The organism is Streptomyces sp. NPDC001927 (assembly GCF_053594455.1).
Window position 1 is genome coordinate 676,794 of sequence record NZ_JBSFEN010000003.1, and the last position, 16,502, is coordinate 693,295.

General features: G+C 71.9%; 14 protein-coding genes. 6 read left to right on the forward strand and 8 right to left on the reverse strand.

Annotation, left to right across the window (positions count from 1 at the left end):
* Window positions 1–5 precede the first annotated feature (5 nt).
* The 4 genes from ACWCO8_RS10315 to ACWCO8_RS10330 form a co-directional block, all read right to left on the reverse strand.
* A complete protein-coding gene (locus ACWCO8_RS10315; RefSeq protein WP_451031880.1) occupies window positions 6–1,100 on the reverse strand; it encodes a hypothetical protein in 1,095 nt (364 codons plus the stop codon).
* A gap of 154 nt (window positions 1,101–1,254) precedes the next feature.
* On the reverse strand, window positions 1,255–3,453 hold the full coding sequence (locus ACWCO8_RS10320; RefSeq protein WP_451031881.1) for a hypothetical protein: 2,199 nt from the start codon (window positions 3,451–3,453) through the stop codon (window positions 1,255–1,257).
* A gap of 28 nt (window positions 3,454–3,481) precedes the next feature.
* Window positions 3,482–4,384 (reverse strand): M48 family metalloprotease, encoded by a 903-nt coding sequence (locus tag ACWCO8_RS10325; protein ID WP_451031882.1) that lies wholly within the window; start codon window positions 4,382–4,384, stop codon window positions 3,482–3,484.
* 866 nt (window positions 4,385–5,250) lie between these two features.
* Window positions 5,251–6,084 carry a class I SAM-dependent methyltransferase gene (locus ACWCO8_RS10330; RefSeq protein ID WP_451031883.1) on the reverse strand — a complete coding sequence of 278 codons (834 nt, stop codon included), beginning with the start codon at window positions 6,082–6,084 and terminating at the stop codon, window positions 5,251–5,253.
* Window positions 6,085–6,237: 153 nt separating this feature from the next.
* Here ACWCO8_RS10330 and ACWCO8_RS10335 point away from each other — a divergent pair, with 153 nt between their 5' ends.
* Window positions 6,238–7,551, forward strand: a complete 1,314-nt coding sequence (locus tag ACWCO8_RS10335; RefSeq protein WP_451031884.1) for an MFS transporter — start codon at window positions 6,238–6,240, stop codon at window positions 7,549–7,551.
* 22 nt (window positions 7,552–7,573) lie between these two features.
* Here the strand turns inward: ACWCO8_RS10335 and ACWCO8_RS10340 are convergent, their stop codons facing one another.
* On the reverse strand, window positions 7,574–8,038 hold the full coding sequence (locus ACWCO8_RS10340) for a hypothetical protein (protein WP_451031885.1): 465 nt from the start codon (window positions 8,036–8,038) through the stop codon (window positions 7,574–7,576).
* Between the two features lie 175 nt (window positions 8,039–8,213).
* Between ACWCO8_RS10340 and ACWCO8_RS10345 the strand changes: the two genes are divergently transcribed.
* The 3 genes from ACWCO8_RS10345 to ACWCO8_RS10355 all read left to right on the forward strand — a co-directional run bounded on the left by ACWCO8_RS10345 (window position 8,214) and on the right by ACWCO8_RS10355 (window position 11,738).
* The gene (locus tag ACWCO8_RS10345; RefSeq protein ID WP_451031886.1) at window positions 8,214–8,690 is read left to right on the forward strand and encodes an iron chaperone; all 477 of its coding nucleotides are present in this window, start codon (window positions 8,214–8,216) and stop codon (window positions 8,688–8,690) included.
* 221 nt (window positions 8,691–8,911) lie between these two features.
* Window positions 8,912–11,188, forward strand: a complete 2,277-nt coding sequence (locus ACWCO8_RS10350) for an alpha-N-acetylglucosaminidase (protein ID WP_451031887.1) — start codon at window positions 8,912–8,914, stop codon at window positions 11,186–11,188.
* A gap of 127 nt (window positions 11,189–11,315) precedes the next feature.
* Window positions 11,316–11,738, forward strand: a complete 423-nt coding sequence (locus ACWCO8_RS10355) for a Rieske (2Fe-2S) protein (protein WP_451031888.1) — start codon at window positions 11,316–11,318, stop codon at window positions 11,736–11,738.
* A 44-nt stretch (window positions 11,739–11,782) separates the two neighbouring features.
* Here the strand turns inward: ACWCO8_RS10355 and ACWCO8_RS10360 are convergent, their stop codons facing one another.
* Window positions 11,783–12,442 (reverse strand): cysteine hydrolase, encoded by a 660-nt coding sequence (locus tag ACWCO8_RS10360; protein WP_451031889.1) that lies wholly within the window; start codon window positions 12,440–12,442, stop codon window positions 11,783–11,785.
* A 151-nt stretch (window positions 12,443–12,593) separates the two neighbouring features.
* On the opposite strand from ACWCO8_RS10360, the gene ACWCO8_RS10365 reads away from it, so the two are divergent.
* On the forward strand, window positions 12,594–13,061 hold the full coding sequence (locus ACWCO8_RS10365) for a pyridoxamine 5'-phosphate oxidase family protein (RefSeq protein ID WP_362009606.1): 468 nt from the start codon (window positions 12,594–12,596) through the stop codon (window positions 13,059–13,061).
* 40 nt (window positions 13,062–13,101) lie between these two features.
* Here ACWCO8_RS10365 and ACWCO8_RS10370 read toward each other — a convergent pair whose 3' ends face one another.
* Window positions 13,102–14,007, reverse strand: a complete 906-nt coding sequence (locus ACWCO8_RS10370; protein WP_451031890.1) for a LysR substrate-binding domain-containing protein — start codon at window positions 14,005–14,007, stop codon at window positions 13,102–13,104.
* Between the two features lie 74 nt (window positions 14,008–14,081).
* Here ACWCO8_RS10370 and ACWCO8_RS10375 point away from each other — a divergent pair, with 74 nt between their 5' ends.
* Entirely contained in the window at window positions 14,082–15,149 is a 1,068-nt protein-coding gene (locus ACWCO8_RS10375) for a DMT family transporter (protein WP_451031891.1), read from the forward strand.
* An 18-nt stretch (window positions 15,150–15,167) separates the two neighbouring features.
* Here the strand turns inward: ACWCO8_RS10375 and ACWCO8_RS10380 are convergent, their stop codons facing one another.
* Window positions 15,168–16,499, reverse strand: a complete 1,332-nt coding sequence (locus tag ACWCO8_RS10380) for an aminotransferase class I/II-fold pyridoxal phosphate-dependent enzyme (RefSeq protein ID WP_451031892.1) — start codon at window positions 16,497–16,499, stop codon at window positions 15,168–15,170.
* Window positions 16,500–16,502 lie beyond the last annotated feature (3 nt).

Genomic DNA, 16,502 nt, shown 5'->3' on the forward strand with positions numbered 1-16,502 from the left:
CCCCATCACGGGCGCTCACCCGCTTCGGCGGCCGCGCCCCGCAACCTGAGCTGGACATCGGGCGGCGCCACCATGATCGTCTTCCCGACGGCCGACCGCGTGTACGACTCGCGCAGGATCCGCCACACGGCGCATGCCTCGCTCCCCGTGAGGGCGAGGGCGTTCTGTATGCGGGGATCGAACAGGTCGTAGTAGTGCAGCGCGGCGCCCGGCTCGGTCATCTCGAGGACGCGGGCCTCCCCGTCCGTCGTCTGGCTGACGATCGCGGCGATCACCGCCGCCATGTGGACAGCGGGGAGCCGGCCCTGCGGGGCGTCGGGGTGACGGAACGTGTGGGCGGAGAGGTACGAGTCGACATCGGGCAGTTCGTCGATGGAGGTCTCGGAGAGGTGTCCCAGGTAGGCGCGGACCGATCCGCCATGCAGCGCGGCGCCGCCGAGGACATGCCTGATCCGCTCCACGAGGCGGTCCTCGTCCCGCAGCGCCGCGTGCGCCAGCCGAGCCTGTTCCACCGCGTGCTCCTGGTACACCGGCGGGATCCACTCGGGTACGTCATTGACCTCGGCCCCGCCGCCCGACGGGACTTCAGCGCTCGGCAGCTCTGCCGGGGCATGCACGTCGAGGCGGATCAGGGCGCTGCCGGCCAGCTTGCCGAACAGACCGTTCCCGGGGTTCAGCACCATGCCCTGGTTCAACCAGAGGCGTACGTGAGGGCCGTCGTCGCCGTCGGGCAACCAGACTGCCTCGTAGACCGCTTCGCCATCGTCGGAGATCCTCGCCGGCGGTCCCATGCGGTGGACGACCGCGTCCACGTAACGCCGCCACGCCTGCACGGCAAGGCCGAGGGTCTCCTCGTTCTCCTCCGGGGCGTGCGCCTGGATCGCCCAGCAGCAAGAGCGTGCCAGGCGTATGGGGTTGAGGAAGTGCTGTCCCTCGCCGTACAGCTCGAAGGCGTTGCCCGACGGTGTGATCAGGCTGAGAACCGAGTCGACCGAGATGGTGGTGAAGTACGTCAACCCGGTGACCCAGGCCGCCAGTTCACTCTCCGGGACGGGTGGACCGGCCCAGACCTCGGACATCCCCGGCAGGGACGCGAACAAGGCCGCATCCCGCACTTGAGCATCTTCGTGTTCACGCAGAACGGTCGGCACGCGCTTCGTTCCCCCGATTGATTCGATCTTGAGACGGCATCCTAGACGCCTGGATTTCACAGCCGTGGGGCCGCCGAAGTGCGGCGGCCCCACGGTGCTGCGGCTACTGCTGCGGTGGCCAGCCCTGGCCGGGCCACTGCTGCTGATGGGGCTGCGCCGGCGGTGCCTGGGGAGGCCAGGAGCCGGGAGCCTGCGGCGGGCCCCCTTGAGGCCAGGGCCATGCCGGCTGCTGCGGCTGCCCACTCGGCTGGACGCCGTACGCCCCGTACGCGCCATAGGACTGGCCACTCGCGGCATGCTGCGGCGGCTCGTTGACCGAGTGCGTGGGCACCTGCGGCGGGAGGACCGGGGCCGGTTGAGCCGGGACACCCGCATGCTGCTGCGGCTGTACCCCGGCCTGCGGGGGCAACGGCAGTTCGACCAGAGGCCGGTTGCTGAACCGCCCGAGTTTCACGACGTTCGGGTTGCACACCGCGGTGTGGGTCCTGACGGATCCGTCCGGCCCGCGTTCGACGAAGACGAGGCTGAATTCCGCGAGCCCCTGCAGCTGCGTCGGCTCCAGCACGTACTCGTACACGCGCTGAGTGGTCTTCCCGTCGCTCGTGCTGACGGTCGTGCCCTTGGTGTGCCCCGTCGACTCGTTGGTGCCGAACGTTTCGGTCACACTGCGGTTCTCCGACTCCGAGTAGTTGCCACCCTCGCTCGAGCCGCTGGTGCTGCTGGTCGGGAATCCGAAACCGTCGGAGTAGGTACTGGAGGAACTGGTGCCCCAGTTGCTTCCCCAGGACCGCGAGAAGCCGACCGATGTCGCGGTGGAGGTGGACGTCCCCTTCGTGACGGTCACCGAAGTGCTGACGCTCTCGCCGACGGTGTCGGTCAGGGAGTGCAGGATGAACCGGTAGTCGCGCCCGAGGAAGTCCGCCGCGACACCCGCCTCCTGGTGGTTGCCGAGCCGCATGAACGCCACGGCCCCGCCGCCGATCATGTCGCGTGCGGTCTCCCGCAGATGCACGTGCATGACGGTCAGCTGTGCACCGCGCCACTCACAGACACGGGCGAGCGTCTCCAGGTGACGCCGCTGCACCTCGTGCTCTCCGAGGGCCACCACGACGGCCGGCGCCTGCTGCTCTTCGAGTGTCGAGAGACGACGCGCCACACTGAGGATGGCGAGGTCGGTGAGGAGCTCGATGCTGGCGCTGCCCGTCGTCCGGTCGAGGCTGAAGCAGGTCAGGTAGCCGGGGCCGCGTCCCGCGCGCTCGCTGCCAAGGCGCGCCAGCGGCTGGAGGAACGACTCCAGCCGCATCAGTCCCTCGCGTATCTGGTCCTTGCTCTTGTCCGGGAGCAGGTCGTCGGAGATGCGGTTGCGCTCGGCACGGGTCAGACAGCCGCTCTCGTCGAGATCACCGAGCAGCGCCCGCAGGCCGGCGGCGATCCGAGCCGGCGTGACGTCGTCACCCAGCGCGTCACAGAGCCGGTTGAGGATCCGGCTGTCCATGCTGCGGGCGGCGCGGGTGGCCTCCGACGTGTCCCCGTAGACGGCTTCGACGAGCGCGTCGACCAGTTCGGCCGGCTGGAGGCCGTCGAGGATGCTGCTCTGCGGCTGCTGGCTGGGCAGCAGCTGCACATCGACGGGGGCGCCCATCTGCGCGGAGAGGATCGAAAGCTCCCGGCAGATCTGAGCCTGCGTCAGGTCAAGGACGATCAGCGGTCGTTCACGCAGGGTCGACGCGCCGAAGACGGTGAGGAAGCCCTCCCGGCTGCGCCGCGTTCCGCCGAAGACGTCGAGTCGCGCGTTACCGGCTCCGACCGGCAGTGCGCCCCAGGTGTCGAGCCCGCGGATGCGCTGATCCTCGGTGTACTCGAAGTGGGTCTTGGCGTGGGTCCACGCGGCGGAGTCGTGCTGGTACCGCTGTGCGAGCTCGTGGCGTGCCTGCTCCACCTTCTGGTCGGCCGTCGTCGCCGCGCCACCGGACTGCGTGTAGAGGAAGACGGCGCCCGCGGCGGAGACGGCCGCGAGCACCAGTCCGATCGTTCCGGCGAACAGCGAGACCACCAGGAAGAACGCGGTGAGGCCACCGCCGACCTTCAGGGCGTTCCCCTTCCGGTCCGCGGTGTTCAGGCGCGCGGCCCGCGCCCTGTTCAGCAGCGTCTCGGGAACGTCGACGGGTGCGGGCGGCGGCTGGGTGAAGGCGTGGCGGTAGGCCTCGGCGTCACGGTAGACCCAGCCGATCCGCTGTCCCGGGTCGAACAGCCGGGAAAGCGGCTCCAGTTCTGCGCTTGGTTCATTGGATTGGACGGTCATGACATGGACTCCTGGTCGGGCGCTTCGCTCAGCGGGCTGCGTCGGCGAACTTCTCCAGTTCGCGGATGCGCTCATGCATCGGGGGGTGTGAGGCCAAGAGGCGCTCGACCGTGCGAGCCTGCGCTCGCTCGACATCTTCGTCCTGCCAGCCGCTCAGCACCGCGTGCAGCAGCGGGCCGTAGCCCAGTTCCGCGGCCGTTCGGTCAGCACGCAGTTCGGCGGCGCGCCCGGCCCAGGCAAGCAGGTACGGAGTGACGAACACGATCAGCACCGGCGGGAACGACACCGCGATGGCGATCACCAAGGCCACGAAGACGAGGCCGACCAGGCAGCCGAGGATCGGAATGACCTGGGCGACGACGGCGACGACGAAGAGCACCTTGCGAGCCAGGAACATCGCGATCTTGCCCGGGAGGGCATACCAGAGGCCCAGCAGACCGGCCCAGGCGTGCCCCCCGAGGTGGTGGCCGAGTTCATGAGCCAGGACCGCCGTGAGCTTGTTCGGCTCAAGAAGTCGCAGCGACTGTGTGGTCACGCCCACCATGTGACCGGCGGCGGCAGCGGCGTTGATCCCCTTGCTGTCCTCGATCCACAGTTCGTACGCGGCCGGATTCTTGATGTCCGCCCTCTGCAGCACGTCGTCCCACAGCGGGCGCAGCGCGGCGAGCTCAGCCCCGGTCGGCTCACGCCACCTGAACGACATCTTCACGAACAGCCGCTCGGCGGGCCGGTAGAAGACAAGTGCGCCGGAGGCGAGCCAAGCGACGATGAAGACCACATCGACCCCGGCGGGCATCAACGCGGAGACCGCCCACACGACCAGGAGGCTGGCCAGGAAGTTCGGCAGCATCAGCAACAGGGTCGTCAGGGCCGTCGCATCGGCACGGCGGCGGACCGGCTGAACGTCGACGTGCGCGTCATAGCCGGGCACGTACGCGGGTGCCGGAGGTCCGGTGGGGGCCTGAACAGGGGGGTAACCCTGTGCGGGAACCGGGGGATGGGACGGGGCGTGGGACGGGGGTGCCTGCCCGGCGTATCCCTCGGCGAGGTACGGCTGCTGCGCCGGCGGGGGCGGCTGCTGGCCGGCCGGCTGCTGCGGCGCGAACCCCTGGGCGGACTGCCCGTACTGGCCGTACTGCCCGTAGGCCGACGGCTGCTGGGGAGGGAAGCCCGGCTGAGGCTGAGGCTGGGCCTGGGGCTGCGGCTGCGGCTGCGGTGCGTAGCCGGACTGAGGCGCGTACCCGGGCTGGGGCTGTGCTCCGTACGCGGGCTGCGGAGGCTGCGGGCCATACCCGGGCTGCGGCTGTACTCCGTGCCCGGGCTGAGGCTGTGCCCCGTACCCCGGCTGTGCTCCGTACCCGGGCTGCGGCTGAGGCTGTGCTCCGTACCCGGGCTGCGGCTGAGGCTGCGCTCCATACGGCGGCTGGGGAGGGTACGCCTGCGGCGGCTGTCCCTGCGCCGGCGGCGGCTGCGGCACGTACTGCGGTGGCGGACCGTACCCCCCTTGCGGCGACGGGGGTTGGGGCGCGGGTTGCTGCTGCCCTTCGTTCGACGCGTACGGGTCCGTCGGGTGACTCACCAAGGTTCCCTTTCAAGGCCGCGTCAGGGCAGCGGTGCTGCTACCTGCCGCGTATGCGAGGGCCTCGGACAACTGCGTGGCGCGACCAGTGGCGACGGACATGTCGAGTCCCGTCCCCATCCCCCGGTAATGACAGCAGTCGCACTGGCCTTTGAAGAAAGCGCCATCGTTACGCAATCGAACAGGCGTTGTCCACTTGCGTATTCGACGCGCGGTCTTCAGTCGCTCGTCGTGGCCGGCGCCGGCTTCCTCCCCCACGCGGTGAGCATGCCGGCCGACAGCGCCGCGCATTCCTCCGAGTCCAGGTAGCGGATCGCCGTGTCGACGAACGCGTCGTCGACGAGGCCGGTGGCGCGCATCGCGGATCGGCTGCGTTCCCAAGTGTTCGCCCAGAAGCGGCTGATGGGGCTGCCGGGCTCCAGTGGTGGCACGTGGATCTCGGCGGCGACGGGTTCGAGTCCGGCTCTGCGCAGGAGGTGCGGGTACGACGGTACCCAGGAGACGTCGGTGCCGATGGTCTCGCGTAGCCCCCGCCACATCGCGCGCATCACCTCGCTGTACGGCGTGGGGGGCGTCCGGTCGCTCGTCAGGTCGATCGCGTCGCTGAGCACCAACACGCCTCCTGATGCGACGAGTTCGGCGAGGTGGCCGATGAGGCGCTCGTGTTCGGGGAGGTGCATCAGGACGAAGCGCGCGTGGACGAGCCGGAACCGGCCGGGGGCGAAGTCCGGGGCGGTGACGTCGGCTTCCCGTACCTCGAGTCCCGGTACCGGCCGCTCGCGGAGGAACCGTACGTCGCGGTCCACCGCGAGGACGCTCTCCACCCCTGCCTCTTCCAGCAGCCGGCGGGAGACCGTGCCCGTCCCGGCGCCGACGTCGAGGCAGTGCCAACCGGGGCCCGCACCCAGGGTGCGGAGCCGGGCCATCGTGATGTCGTCGTACGCGAGGGCACCGAAGTCGATGCGCTCGCCCTCGCCCGCCTGTTCGGGGCGGAACACCGCCTCGCCGTAGCGGCCGCTTCCCTGCGCGTCCGGGTCGTCACGCTCATCCATGGCCGGATCTCTTCACACGGTCGCGCGATGCTGGGCTAGGCGCGCCGCGCCTGAGCCGATCGGCCCAAGGCGCGCCGCCCCGAGGCCGGGGAACCAGAGGGAGTCGGCTGGATCTCGGGCGTACGGAGTGGCCGACCCGGGCAGGTCGTGATCATGACAGACACCCCCTCCGTCGGCCTCGAACCCGCCCCCGGTCGCCCCACCGCCGTCCCGCCCCAGCGCCCGCTCCGTCAGTTGCTGGCGGCCTCCGTCGGCAACGCGGTCGAGTGGTACGACTGGTACGCGTACACCTTCCTCGCGGCCTACATCGCGAACCAGGTCTTCCCCAAGGGCTCCGGCAACTCCCTCGTCCCGCTCCTGTCGACGTTCGCCGTCTTCGCGGTCGGCTTCTTCATGCGGCCCGTCGGCGGGCTCCTCATGGGCGCCGTGGCGGACCGGCGCGGCCGGCGGACCGCGCTCACCGTCACCATTCTCCTCATGGGCGGAAGCAGCCTGCTGGTCGGCCTCACCCCGACGTACGCGGCCGCCGGCGTCCTCGCGCCCGTCGTGCTCGTCGTCGCCCGGCTGCTCCAAGGGCTGTCGGTGGGAGGGGAGTTCGCCGCCTCGACCACCTTCCTCGTCGAATCCGCCGGACCCCGGCGGCGCGGACTGTTCTCGTCCTTCCAGTACGTCTCCACCTCCGCCGGACAGCTCGCCGCCTCCGGGACGGCCGCCCTGCTCGTCGCGGTGCTCGGGGACGACGGGATGAACGGCTGGGGCTGGCGGATCCCCTTCCTCCTCGGAGCCGTCCTGAGCCTCGCCGGCTTCTGGATCCGCCGCGGCGCCGAGGAGACCCACGACGTAGGGCGGCAGGACGCGCCCCGACCGGGCCTCTTCGAGGCGCTGCGGCGCCATCCCCGCGCCTCGCTGCTGATCTGCGGCATCACGGCCGGCGGAACCCTCGCGTACTACACGTGGACCTCCTACCTCCCGACGTACGCGGAGCTCAACACCGGTATCGACAAGGCGGACGCACTGCTCGCCGGGACCCTGTCGCTGGCGTTCTTCGCCCTTCTCCAGCCGGTCGGCGGGCTGCTCTCCGACCGGTTCGGGCGCAGGCCACTCCTGCTCTTCTTCGGCCTCGGATTCGCCCTGCTCGGCGTACCGCTGCTGCGCGCCCTCGACGGTTCGTTCGGCTCGCTCCTGCTGGTGCAGTGCGCGGGCATGGTGCTGCTGACCGGCTTCACCTCGATCTCGGCGGCCGTGAACGCCGAGATGTTCCCCGCCCGCGTCCGCGCGGCCGGGATCGGCTTCCCGTACTCGCTGACGGTCGCGGTCTTCGGCGGAACGGCGCCGTACGTCGGCACGCTCTTCAAGGAGCTGGACCGGCCGGGTCTCTTCCCCTGGTACGTCGCCGTCCTCTGCCTGGTCTCCTCGGCGGTGTACTTCCGGCTGCCGGAGACCGCCCACAAGGAGCTGGACCGCTGAGACGGTGCCCCGAGCGAGGAGGTCAGACGACGGGCCGTGGGCGCGCCCGGTTCGCGGGGAGCCACATCGGGACGATCGCGGCCGCCGCCAGCAGGTCGGGCACGGCGTTGAACGCGGCCCACCAGGCCGGCTCCACGCCGTCCATGCCGAAGTCACCGACCCGGAACAGCAGAAGCCCCGCGCCGATGACGGTCAGGACGATCCGGGCCCAGCCACGTCCGGCCCGCATCCACACCGCGACGGCCACCCAGGCGCCCAGGAGCAGGGCCAGGACACCGGCCGAGACGGCCAGCCGCGTGACCGCCTCCCCGCGCCCCGCGTACTCGGTCAACTCGTCGAGCCCCGTGGGCGCGACGACGAAGGCGCCCAGGAACCAGACGGCCACTTCCGCCGCCACGGCGGCCAGCGTGACCGCCCAGGCCACCTGGAACCCTCCCGGGCGCTCCGGGCCCATGCTCATGTTCGTGCTCGTGATGTCGCTCGTCATCCCGGCCTCCCTCGGGCTCCCCCTACGAGAGGCGAATCGCGGCTCCACGGTTCCCTCGCCACCGACTGTGCCTCCGTGGTGATTCCGTGGTCAGCACGGAGGCGGCCCGTACCCCCGCCGGGCGAGGCTGTGACCACAACGAACGGGCCGCCGGCCCACCACGACGGGAGTAGCCATGACCAGCAAGGCGAGCACCACGACGAGCAACACGACCAACACCGCGTACGAGGGCTTCACGGCCGAGGAGCGGGCCGCGATGAAGGACCACGCGCAGGAGCTGCGCGCGGCGGCGCGGCGCGGCTCGCGCGCCGACAAGGCGGCGGAGGCGGAGCGCGACGTGCTCGCGAAGATCGCCGAGATGCAGGACTCGGACCGGACGATGGCCGAGCGCCTCCACGCCGTCATCACCGCCGCGGCCCCCGCCCTCGCGCCGAAGCTCTGGTACGGCATGCCCGCCTACGCGCTCGACGGCAAGGTCCTCTGCTTCTTCCAGAGCGCGGAGAAGTTCAAGGCGCGTTACGCGACGCTCGGCTTCAGCGACCTGGCGCGACTGGACGCGGGCCCCATGTGGCCCGCGGGCTTCGCCCTGACGGAGGTGACGCCCGAGGTGGAGGCGCGCGTCGGCGAGCTGGTGAAGCAGGCCGTGCGCTGAATGCGCGTCCGTGCGCTCGCTACACGTCCGTGCGCCCGGTACGCGGCCTTCCGTCGCGTACCTGACATGCGCTAAGCACGTCACCGGGCGCGCCACGTGCGCCCGGTGCTGCACCCGCACGGATGAGCGCCGCCGGAAACCGGCTCCGCCTGCGGCGCGGGGCCGGTCGTTCGTCGGACAGTGAGCTGATCATGCGTCAACCACTCCGAGGAGAGAGCTGGATGGGCAGTCACCTGGTCCTTCGAGTCCGTAGGACGCTCACCGTCGTGGCGCTGGCCGCGACGACCGCGCTGGCGCTCCCCGCCACCCCGACCACCGCAGCCGACCCCCGGGCGGCCACGGTCGCCCGGACGCCCACGGCCACCGCCGACCGGAAAGCCCCCGCCTTCGACACCGCCCCCGCCCGCGCCGCCCTGGAGCGTCTGCTGGCCACCCGGGCCGCGCAGTTCACGCTCGTCCCGATCGCCCGGGCCGCCGGCTCCGAGGAGGACTCCTTCGCCGTCTCCGGCCGGGCCGGGGCCATCGTCGTACGGGGCACGTCACCGGCCACGCTGCTCACCGGCGCCGGGTGGTACCTGGAGCACGTCGCCGGGGTCGACATCGGCTGGCCCGGCGACAGCCTCGGCCGCCTGCCCGCCACGCTCCCGGCGGTCGACGGCGAGATCACGCGCACGGCGAGCGTGCCGCACCGCTACGCCCTGAACGACACCGACGAGGGCTACTCCGGCGCGTACCGGGACTTCACCTCGTACCAGCGCGACATCGACCTGATGGCGCTGCACGGCGTGAACGAGGTCTTCGTCCCGACCGGCGCCGAGTACACGTACTACGAGACGTTCCGGCAATTCGGTTACAGCGAGGCCGAGTTGCGCGCGTGGATTCCCGGTCCGGCTCACCAGGGCTGGTGGCTGCTGCAGAACCTGTCCGGCTTCGCGGGCCCCGTCTCCCACCAACTCGTCGACGCCCGCGCGGAACTGGGCCGCAAGATCGCCGACCGGCTGCGCGCGCTCGGCATGACCGCCGTCCTGCCGGGCTTCTTCGGCACGGTGCCGCCCGGCTTCGCCGACCGCAACCCGGGTGCGGTCACCGTGCCGCAGGGCAAGTGGGTGGGGTTCGAGCGCCCCGACTGGCTGGACCCGACGGGACCCGTCTTCGACCGGGTGGCCGCCACCTTCTACCGCGTGCAGCAGGAGAAGTTCGGCGCCACGGACATGTTCAAGATGGACCTGCTGCACGAGGGCGGCAGCTCCGGTCCCGTCGACGTCCCGAGCGCGGCCGGCGCGGTCCAACTGGCCCTGGAGACCGCCCATCCAGGCGCCACCTGGGTCATGCTCGGCTGGCAGGACAACCCGTCGGCGGCCCTCCTCGACGGAGTGGACCGCAGTCGGCTCCTCGTCGTCGACGGCCTCTCCGACCGGTACGACGACCTGGACCGGGAGACCCATTGGGGCGGTACGCCCTACGCCTTCGGCACGATCCCCAACTTCGGCGGCCACAGCGGTCTGGGCGCCAACACCGGTGCGTGGCTGAGCCGTTTCCACGCGTGGCTGGCGAAACCCGACAGCGCGCTGCGCGGCATCGCGTACCTGCCGGAGGCCACCGGCGGCAGCCCCGCGGCCTTCGATCTGTTCACCGAACTCGCCTGGCAGCGCGAGCCGATCGACCAGGCGTCCTGGTTCGCCACGTACGCCGCCCGCCGCTACGGCGGTGAGGACCCGCACGCGACAGCCGCCTGGGAGCAGTTGCGCGTCGGCCCGTACAGCATGCCCTCGGGCACCTGGAGCGAGCCTCAGGACAGCCTGTTCACCGCCCGCCCGAGCCTGACGGCGGTCCGCGCCGCGCGGTGGAGCCCGTCCACGATGCGCTACGACCCGGCGAGCGTGGAGCTCGCGCTCGCGGAGCTGCTCCAGGTGGCCCCGGCACTGCGGACCACGGACGCGTACCGCTACGACCTGGTCGACGTGGCCCGCCAGGCGCTCACCAACCGCAGCCGGGTCCTCCTCCCCCGGATCAAGTCGGCGTACGAGGGCAAGGACCTGGCCGGCTTCCGGGCCCTGGTGGGCGAGTGGAACGCCGACATCGAGCTGCTCGGCCGGCTGGTCGGCTCCGACAGGCGCTTCCTGCTCGGGCCGTGGCTCAGCGACGCCCGGTCCTGGGGCGCGGACGCCGCCGAGCGCGACCGGCTCGAATACGACGCCCGCTCGATCCTGACGACCTGGGGCGACCGCGTGCCGAGCGAGGGCGGCCTGCGCGACTACGCCAACCGCGAATGGTCCGGGCTCCTCCAGGACCTGTACGGGCCGCGCTGGCGCACGTACTTCGCGGATCTCGACCGTGCTCTCGTCAGCGGTACGGCTCCGGCCGCGATCGACTGGTTCGCGGTGGACGACACCTGGGCGCGCGGCCACGCGACGTACCCGACGCGTCCGGCGGGCGACCCGGTGGCCCTCGCGGGCGAGGTCCTGGCGGCGCTGCGCGCCGACTCGTCGAAGGGTTGAACGTTTCGGTACCCCGGCGCGTACTCACTCCGCAAGGAGATCGAATCTGGTCCCGTCCCAACGGGTCCCAACGAAACCGGTCCCGTCGAAACCGATGGGGAACCGATCGGAACGCAAGGGGAGTGCGATGAGTGGTGTGGCACGTCGGACGGTCGTCGCGGCGGCGAGTGGCGCGGGCCTGGTGGCGGCGCTGACCGCCTGCGGAGGCGGCGGCACGAACGACAAGGGCAGCGGCGGCGGGGCGGACGCGCCGCAGGAGGCCGGGGCCGCGCTCGCGAAGACGGCGGACATCCCGGTGGGCGGCGGCAAGGTCCTGGACGGTCAGGGCGTGGTGATCACCCAGCCTAAGGCGGGCGAGTTCAAGGCCTTCTCCTCCAAGTGCACCCACCAGGGCTGCGCGGTCAGCGGTGTCGCCGACGGGGTGATCACCTGCCCCTGCCACCAGAGCAAGTTCGACGCGTCGGACGGCAGCGTGAAGGGCGGCCCCGCCACCGCGCCGCTGCCGCCGACCCCGATCAAGTTGGAGGGGGACTCGATCACCCTCGCGTGACGCACCTCGGACGCTTCACGTGCGCGTGACGCGCCTCGGGTGCTTCACGCGCGCGTGACGCGCCGCGGGCTCTTCCAGCAGCTCAGCACGTCTTCCGTCGTGGTGACGGTGGAGACGAGCGCGAGCGTGTGACGGATCATCGCGGGGGTGTAGTCGGCCGGCACCCCCGCGATGGCGTCCCCGGGCACGACCACGGTGTATCCGAGGTTGACCGCGTCGAAGACGGCGTTGGGGATCGCCACGTTGGCCGAGACGCCGGTGACGACAAGTGTGCGGCAGCCGAGGTTGCGCAGCAGCGGGTCCACATCGGTCCCGGCGAGCGGCGACAGCCCGTGCAACCTCCGTACGACCAGGTCCTGTTCGGAGACCTCGATGGGCTCGGCGATTCGAACCGCCGTACTCCCGCTGTGCTGTTGGACGGGCAGCCGGGCCGCGGCCCGGAAGAGCCGGGCGTTGGTGTTGGCTCCGCGCCCGTCGGGCCGCCGTTCGGCGACCGCGTGCAGCACCTGGACGTCGGCCTCGTGCGCGGCCGCGACCAGCCGGGCGACGTTGGCCAGCGCGCCCGACGAGCGGGCGGCGGTGGCCAGTTCGGGCAGGGCGCTGTCCCGGCCGACGACTCCCTGCTGGCACTCGACGGTGAGCAGCACCGTTCCGGCCGGTTCGAGCTGCTCCTGGAGCTGCGCCCACTGTTTCCCACTGGCCATGATCGTCTCCCCTGTCCCCCGTGCCGCGGCTGGCGTACTCCGGGCGGGGGAGGCTAGCCACCCTTGCCCCAGGAGGGAAGAGCGCCCATGATTCCTGACACTCCATCAGAATCCATGGGACTCCATCGGAATGACAGAGAAGGGGCGGACGATGACCGTCGCACAGCGCCGTGGACGCCGGATCATGATGACCCCGGAAGAGCTGGACAGCTTCCTCACCGAGCAGCGCACCTGCCGGGTCGCGACCGTCTCCGCGGACGGCCGCCCCCATGTCGGCGCCCTCTGGTTCGTCTGGGACGGCACCTCGCTCTGGCTCTACTCGATCACCAGGAGCCGCCGTTGGGCGGAGCTGCGCGCGAATCCGCGGATCGCGGTGGTCGTCGACGACGGTGTGGAGTACGGAGAGCTGCGGGGCGCCGAGCTGTCGGGCACGGCCGTCTTCGTCGGCGAGGCCCCGCGCACGGGCGAACCGTGCCCCGAACTTGACGTGCCGGAGCGGCTGTTCGCCGCCAAGAACTTCGGCCTGGACGTGATGCCGCACGACGGCCGGCACGCCTGGCTGAAGCTGACCCCGGACGCCGTCGCGTCCTGGGACTTCCGCAAGCTGGCCTCCCTCTGAGGGGCCGGGCGAGACGTACGCACCTCTCCGTCCCCGCACCTCAGAGGCTCAGCGGCCCGCCGACGCCCTGCAGCGCCTCGACCGCCGCCCGGATGGACGGCCGCCGGTCGGCGTCGCTGCGCCAGGTCGCGTAGATGTGCCGCTTCACCTTCTGCCGTACCGGCACGAACGCGATCCCCTCCGGTGTCGGTCCGCGACCGAGGCGCGGGGTGACGCACACCCCGAGCCCGGCGGCGATCAGCGCGAGCTGGGTGTGGTGCTCCCCCGCGAGATGGGCGATGCGCGGCTCCATGCCCTGCGAGCGCAGGGTGAACATGAGCCAGTCGTGGCAGAACTCGCCCTCGGGCCAGGAGACCCAGTCGTCGTCGCCGAAGTCGATCAGGTCCACCTCGTCCCGCCCGGCCAGCGGATGCCCGGCGGGTACGGCGACGTCCGCGGCGTCGTCCAGGAGGTGGACGCGTTCCAGCCCGCCCGGCACCGGGGCGCGCTTGTTGCTCCAGTCCAGGACGATCGCGAGGTCGGCGTCGCCCCGCAGGACCTCACGGATGCCCTGCTCCGGCTCCAGCTCGGTGGTCTTCACGCGGAGATCGGGGTGGGCGGTGCGCAGCGCGGCGAGGGCGCCCGGCAGCAGCCCGCGCGCCGCCGTCGGGAAGGCCGCGATCCGCACCTCGCCGACCACCTGTCCGCGCTGCGCCTCGATGTCCGCCTGCGCGAGCTCCACCTGGGACAGAATGCGCGCCGCGTGCTCGGCGAGCAGCAGCCCGGCGTCGGTGAGCCGGACACCCCGGCCGTTCTTGGCCAGCAGCTGCTGGCCGATCTCCCGCTCCAGCTTGGACAGCTGCTGCGACACGGCCGAGGTGGTGACGTGCAGGCCGTCGGCCGCACCGCTGACCGATCCGTGCCGTGCGACGGCGTCCAGGGTCCGCAAGCGCTCCAGGTTCAACATGTAAGCAATACTAAGGGGAGCGCTTCACTTAATCTCGCTTGTTCTACGAGGTTGAAGCATCCACCCTTAGGGGCATGAGCTCCGCGACCTCTCCGCCCGCCGACCCCGCCTCCGCCACCTCCCTCACCTCCCCCGCCTCCGCCGAAGCCGCTCCCGAAGCCTCCCCCTCCCGCCGTTCACGCCTTCTCGACTGGCGGGTCCGCTTCGGCGTACTGGCCCTGATCTGGGGCTTCAGCTTCGTCTTCATCAAGGTCGGCACGGAGGGGTTCGCGCCGTTCCAGGTGACCTTCGGCCGCCTGTTGTTCGGTACGGCGGTGCTGGCCGTCGCGATGCTGATCAAGCGCGAGCGGCTGCCGCGCGGCCGCCGCACCTGGCTCCATCTGACGGTGGCCGCGTTCCTGCTCAACGCACTGCCGTTCTCGCTCTTCTCGTACGCCGAGCTGACCATCCCCTCGACGCTCGCGGGCATCTGCAACGCCACGACACCCCTGTGGGGCATGGTCCTCTCGCTGGTCGCGCTCTCCGAGGACCGCCCGACGCGGGTGCGCGCGGCGGGGCTCGGCATCGGCTTCATCGGGGTCCTGACGGTGCTCGGCGCCTGGCAGGGCTTCTCCGGACTGGACGTCACGGGTACGGCGATGGCCCTGCTCGCCTCGTTCAGCTACGCGGTCGGCTGGATCTACGTCCGCCGCACGCTGGCCGGCACGGGCGCGTCGAACCTCTCGCTCGCCGGCTCCCAGGTGGGGCTCGCGACGCTCCAACTGGCGGTGGTGACCCCGCTGTTCACGTCGCTCCCGTCGTCGGTCGAGGTCGTTCCGCTGCTCGCCGTGATCGCCCTGGGCGCGCTCGGCACGGGGTACGCGATGCTCCTGCAGTACGGGGTCGTGGCCGAGGTCGGCCCGACGACGGCGTCGATGGTCACGTACTTCATCCCGGTGATCGCCACGGCGGCCGGCGTGGCCCTCCTGGACGAGCAGCTCGCCTGGAACACCCCGGTCGGCGCGGTGATCGTCCTCGCGGGCGCGGCCCTGACCCAGCGCCGAGCCCCGTCCAGACACCCGAAGACCACGCCGATCGCCCAGGGGACCGCTTCCGCCCCCGCAGCACCGACCCCGGACCGCCACCCGGCAGCCCGCACCTAAGCCCCCCACCCCCAAGCCTCAGCCGTAGCTCCTGGCCGGCGCCGGTCCCGACGCGTTCGCGACCGCGTCGGCCAGGGGCTCGATGTCCTCCTGCCGCAGGCCGGAGACGGTGACCCGGACGGCCGGTCCGGTGCTCAGGCGGAAGCGGGCGCCGGGAGCCACCGCCCACCCCGCGCCGAGGAGCCGGGTCACCGCGCCCGTCTCGTCGGCGACGGGGACCCACACATTCATGCCGCTGCGCCCGAACGCCTCGACCCCGCGCCGCTCCAGGGCCCGTACGAGCCGGTCGCGCCGCGCCGCGTACGCCCCCGCGACGGCCGCCGGGTCCACCGCGCCCGTGGCCCACAGGTGGGCGACCGCGCGCTGGAGGATCCTGCTGACCCAGCCGGGGCCGAGCCGCTGGCGCCCGAGGACCCGATCGACGGTCTCGGCGTCGCCGGTCAGGCAGGCGACCCGCAGGTCGGGCCCGTAGGCCTTGGCCACGGACCGTACGAAGGCCCAGTGGCGGGTCACCCCCGCCAGCGGCGACAGCGGCAGGTCGACGATGCCGTGCCCGTGGTCGTCCTCGATGAGCAGCACGTCCGGGTGGTCGGCGAGCAGGCAGCGCAGGGCCTCGGCGCGCTCGGCGCCCACGGCCGCCCCGGTCGGGTTCTGTGCCCGGTCGGTGACGATCACCGCGCGTGCCCCGTCGCGCAGCGCCCCCGCCACGGCCGCCGGCAGCGGGCCGTCGTCGTCGACCGGGATCGGCACCGGCCGCAGCCCGAGGGCCGGTACGAGGTCGAGGAGGCTCCCCCACCCGGGGTCCTCGACGGCGACGGCGTCGCCGGGCCTGAGGTGGACCGCGAGGACCCGCTCGATCGCGTCCAGCGCCCCCGAGGTGACGGCGATCGGCCCGTCGGGGACCCCGTCCGCGTCGAACGCGGCGCGCGCGAGCCGCGCGAACCCCTCGTCCACGGGGGCCTCCCCGTACAGCCCGGGCCGCTCAGCCTCCCGCCGAGCGGCCTCGGCGAACGCCGCGCCGAGCGGGGGCAGCAGCTCCGGGTCGGGGTTGCCCTGGCTGACGTCCCGTACGCCAGGGGGCGCCTCCACCCGGATCGACCCGCGGGCCGTCGTCGCGGGTTTGGCCCGCACCCGGCTGCCCCGGCGTCCGTCCGTCTCGATGACCCCGCGCTCGCGCAGCGTCCGGTACGCGGCGGCGACCGTGTTCGGGTTCACGCCGAGCGCGCCCGCCAACTCCCGCATGGGCGGAAGCAGTTGACCGGGCTCCAGCGCACCCGTAGCGACCCCGCGCTCGACGCTGGCGGCAATCTCCGATGCGCGACGACCTTCGATCCGATACTCTCCTAGCACAAA

What these genes read in the sequence shown, in the direction of transcription:
- ACWCO8_RS10370 (WP_451031890.1), bottom strand. Translation starts at nt 14,007, where the DNA reads ATGTTGAACCTGGAGCGCTTGCGGACCCTGGACGCCGTCGCACGGCAC.
- ACWCO8_RS10320 (WP_451031881.1), bottom strand. Translation starts at nt 3,453, where the DNA reads ATGACCGTCCAATCCAATGAACCAAGCGCAGAACTGGAGCCGCTTTCC.
- ACWCO8_RS10340 (WP_451031885.1), bottom strand. Translation starts at nt 8,038, where the DNA reads ATGACGAGCGACATCACGAGCACGAACATGAGCATGGGCCCGGAGCGC.
- ACWCO8_RS10355 (WP_451031888.1), top strand. Translation starts at nt 11,316, where the DNA reads ATGAGTGGTGTGGCACGTCGGACGGTCGTCGCGGCGGCGAGTGGCGCG.
- ACWCO8_RS10345 (WP_451031886.1), top strand. Translation starts at nt 8,214, where the DNA reads ATGACCAGCAAGGCGAGCACCACGACGAGCAACACGACCAACACCGCG.
- ACWCO8_RS10365 (WP_362009606.1), top strand. Translation starts at nt 12,594, where the DNA reads ATGACCGTCGCACAGCGCCGTGGACGCCGGATCATGATGACCCCGGAA.
- ACWCO8_RS10330 (WP_451031883.1), bottom strand. Translation starts at nt 6,084, where the DNA reads ATGGATGAGCGTGACGACCCGGACGCGCAGGGAAGCGGCCGCTACGGC.
- ACWCO8_RS10360 (WP_451031889.1), bottom strand. Translation starts at nt 12,442, where the DNA reads ATGGCCAGTGGGAAACAGTGGGCGCAGCTCCAGGAGCAGCTCGAACCG.
- ACWCO8_RS10375 (WP_451031891.1), top strand. Translation starts at nt 14,082, where the DNA reads ATGAGCTCCGCGACCTCTCCGCCCGCCGACCCCGCCTCCGCCACCTCC.
- ACWCO8_RS10350 (WP_451031887.1), top strand. Translation starts at nt 8,912, where the DNA reads ATGGGCAGTCACCTGGTCCTTCGAGTCCGTAGGACGCTCACCGTCGTG.
- ACWCO8_RS10335 (WP_451031884.1), top strand. Translation starts at nt 6,238, where the DNA reads ATGACAGACACCCCCTCCGTCGGCCTCGAACCCGCCCCCGGTCGCCCC.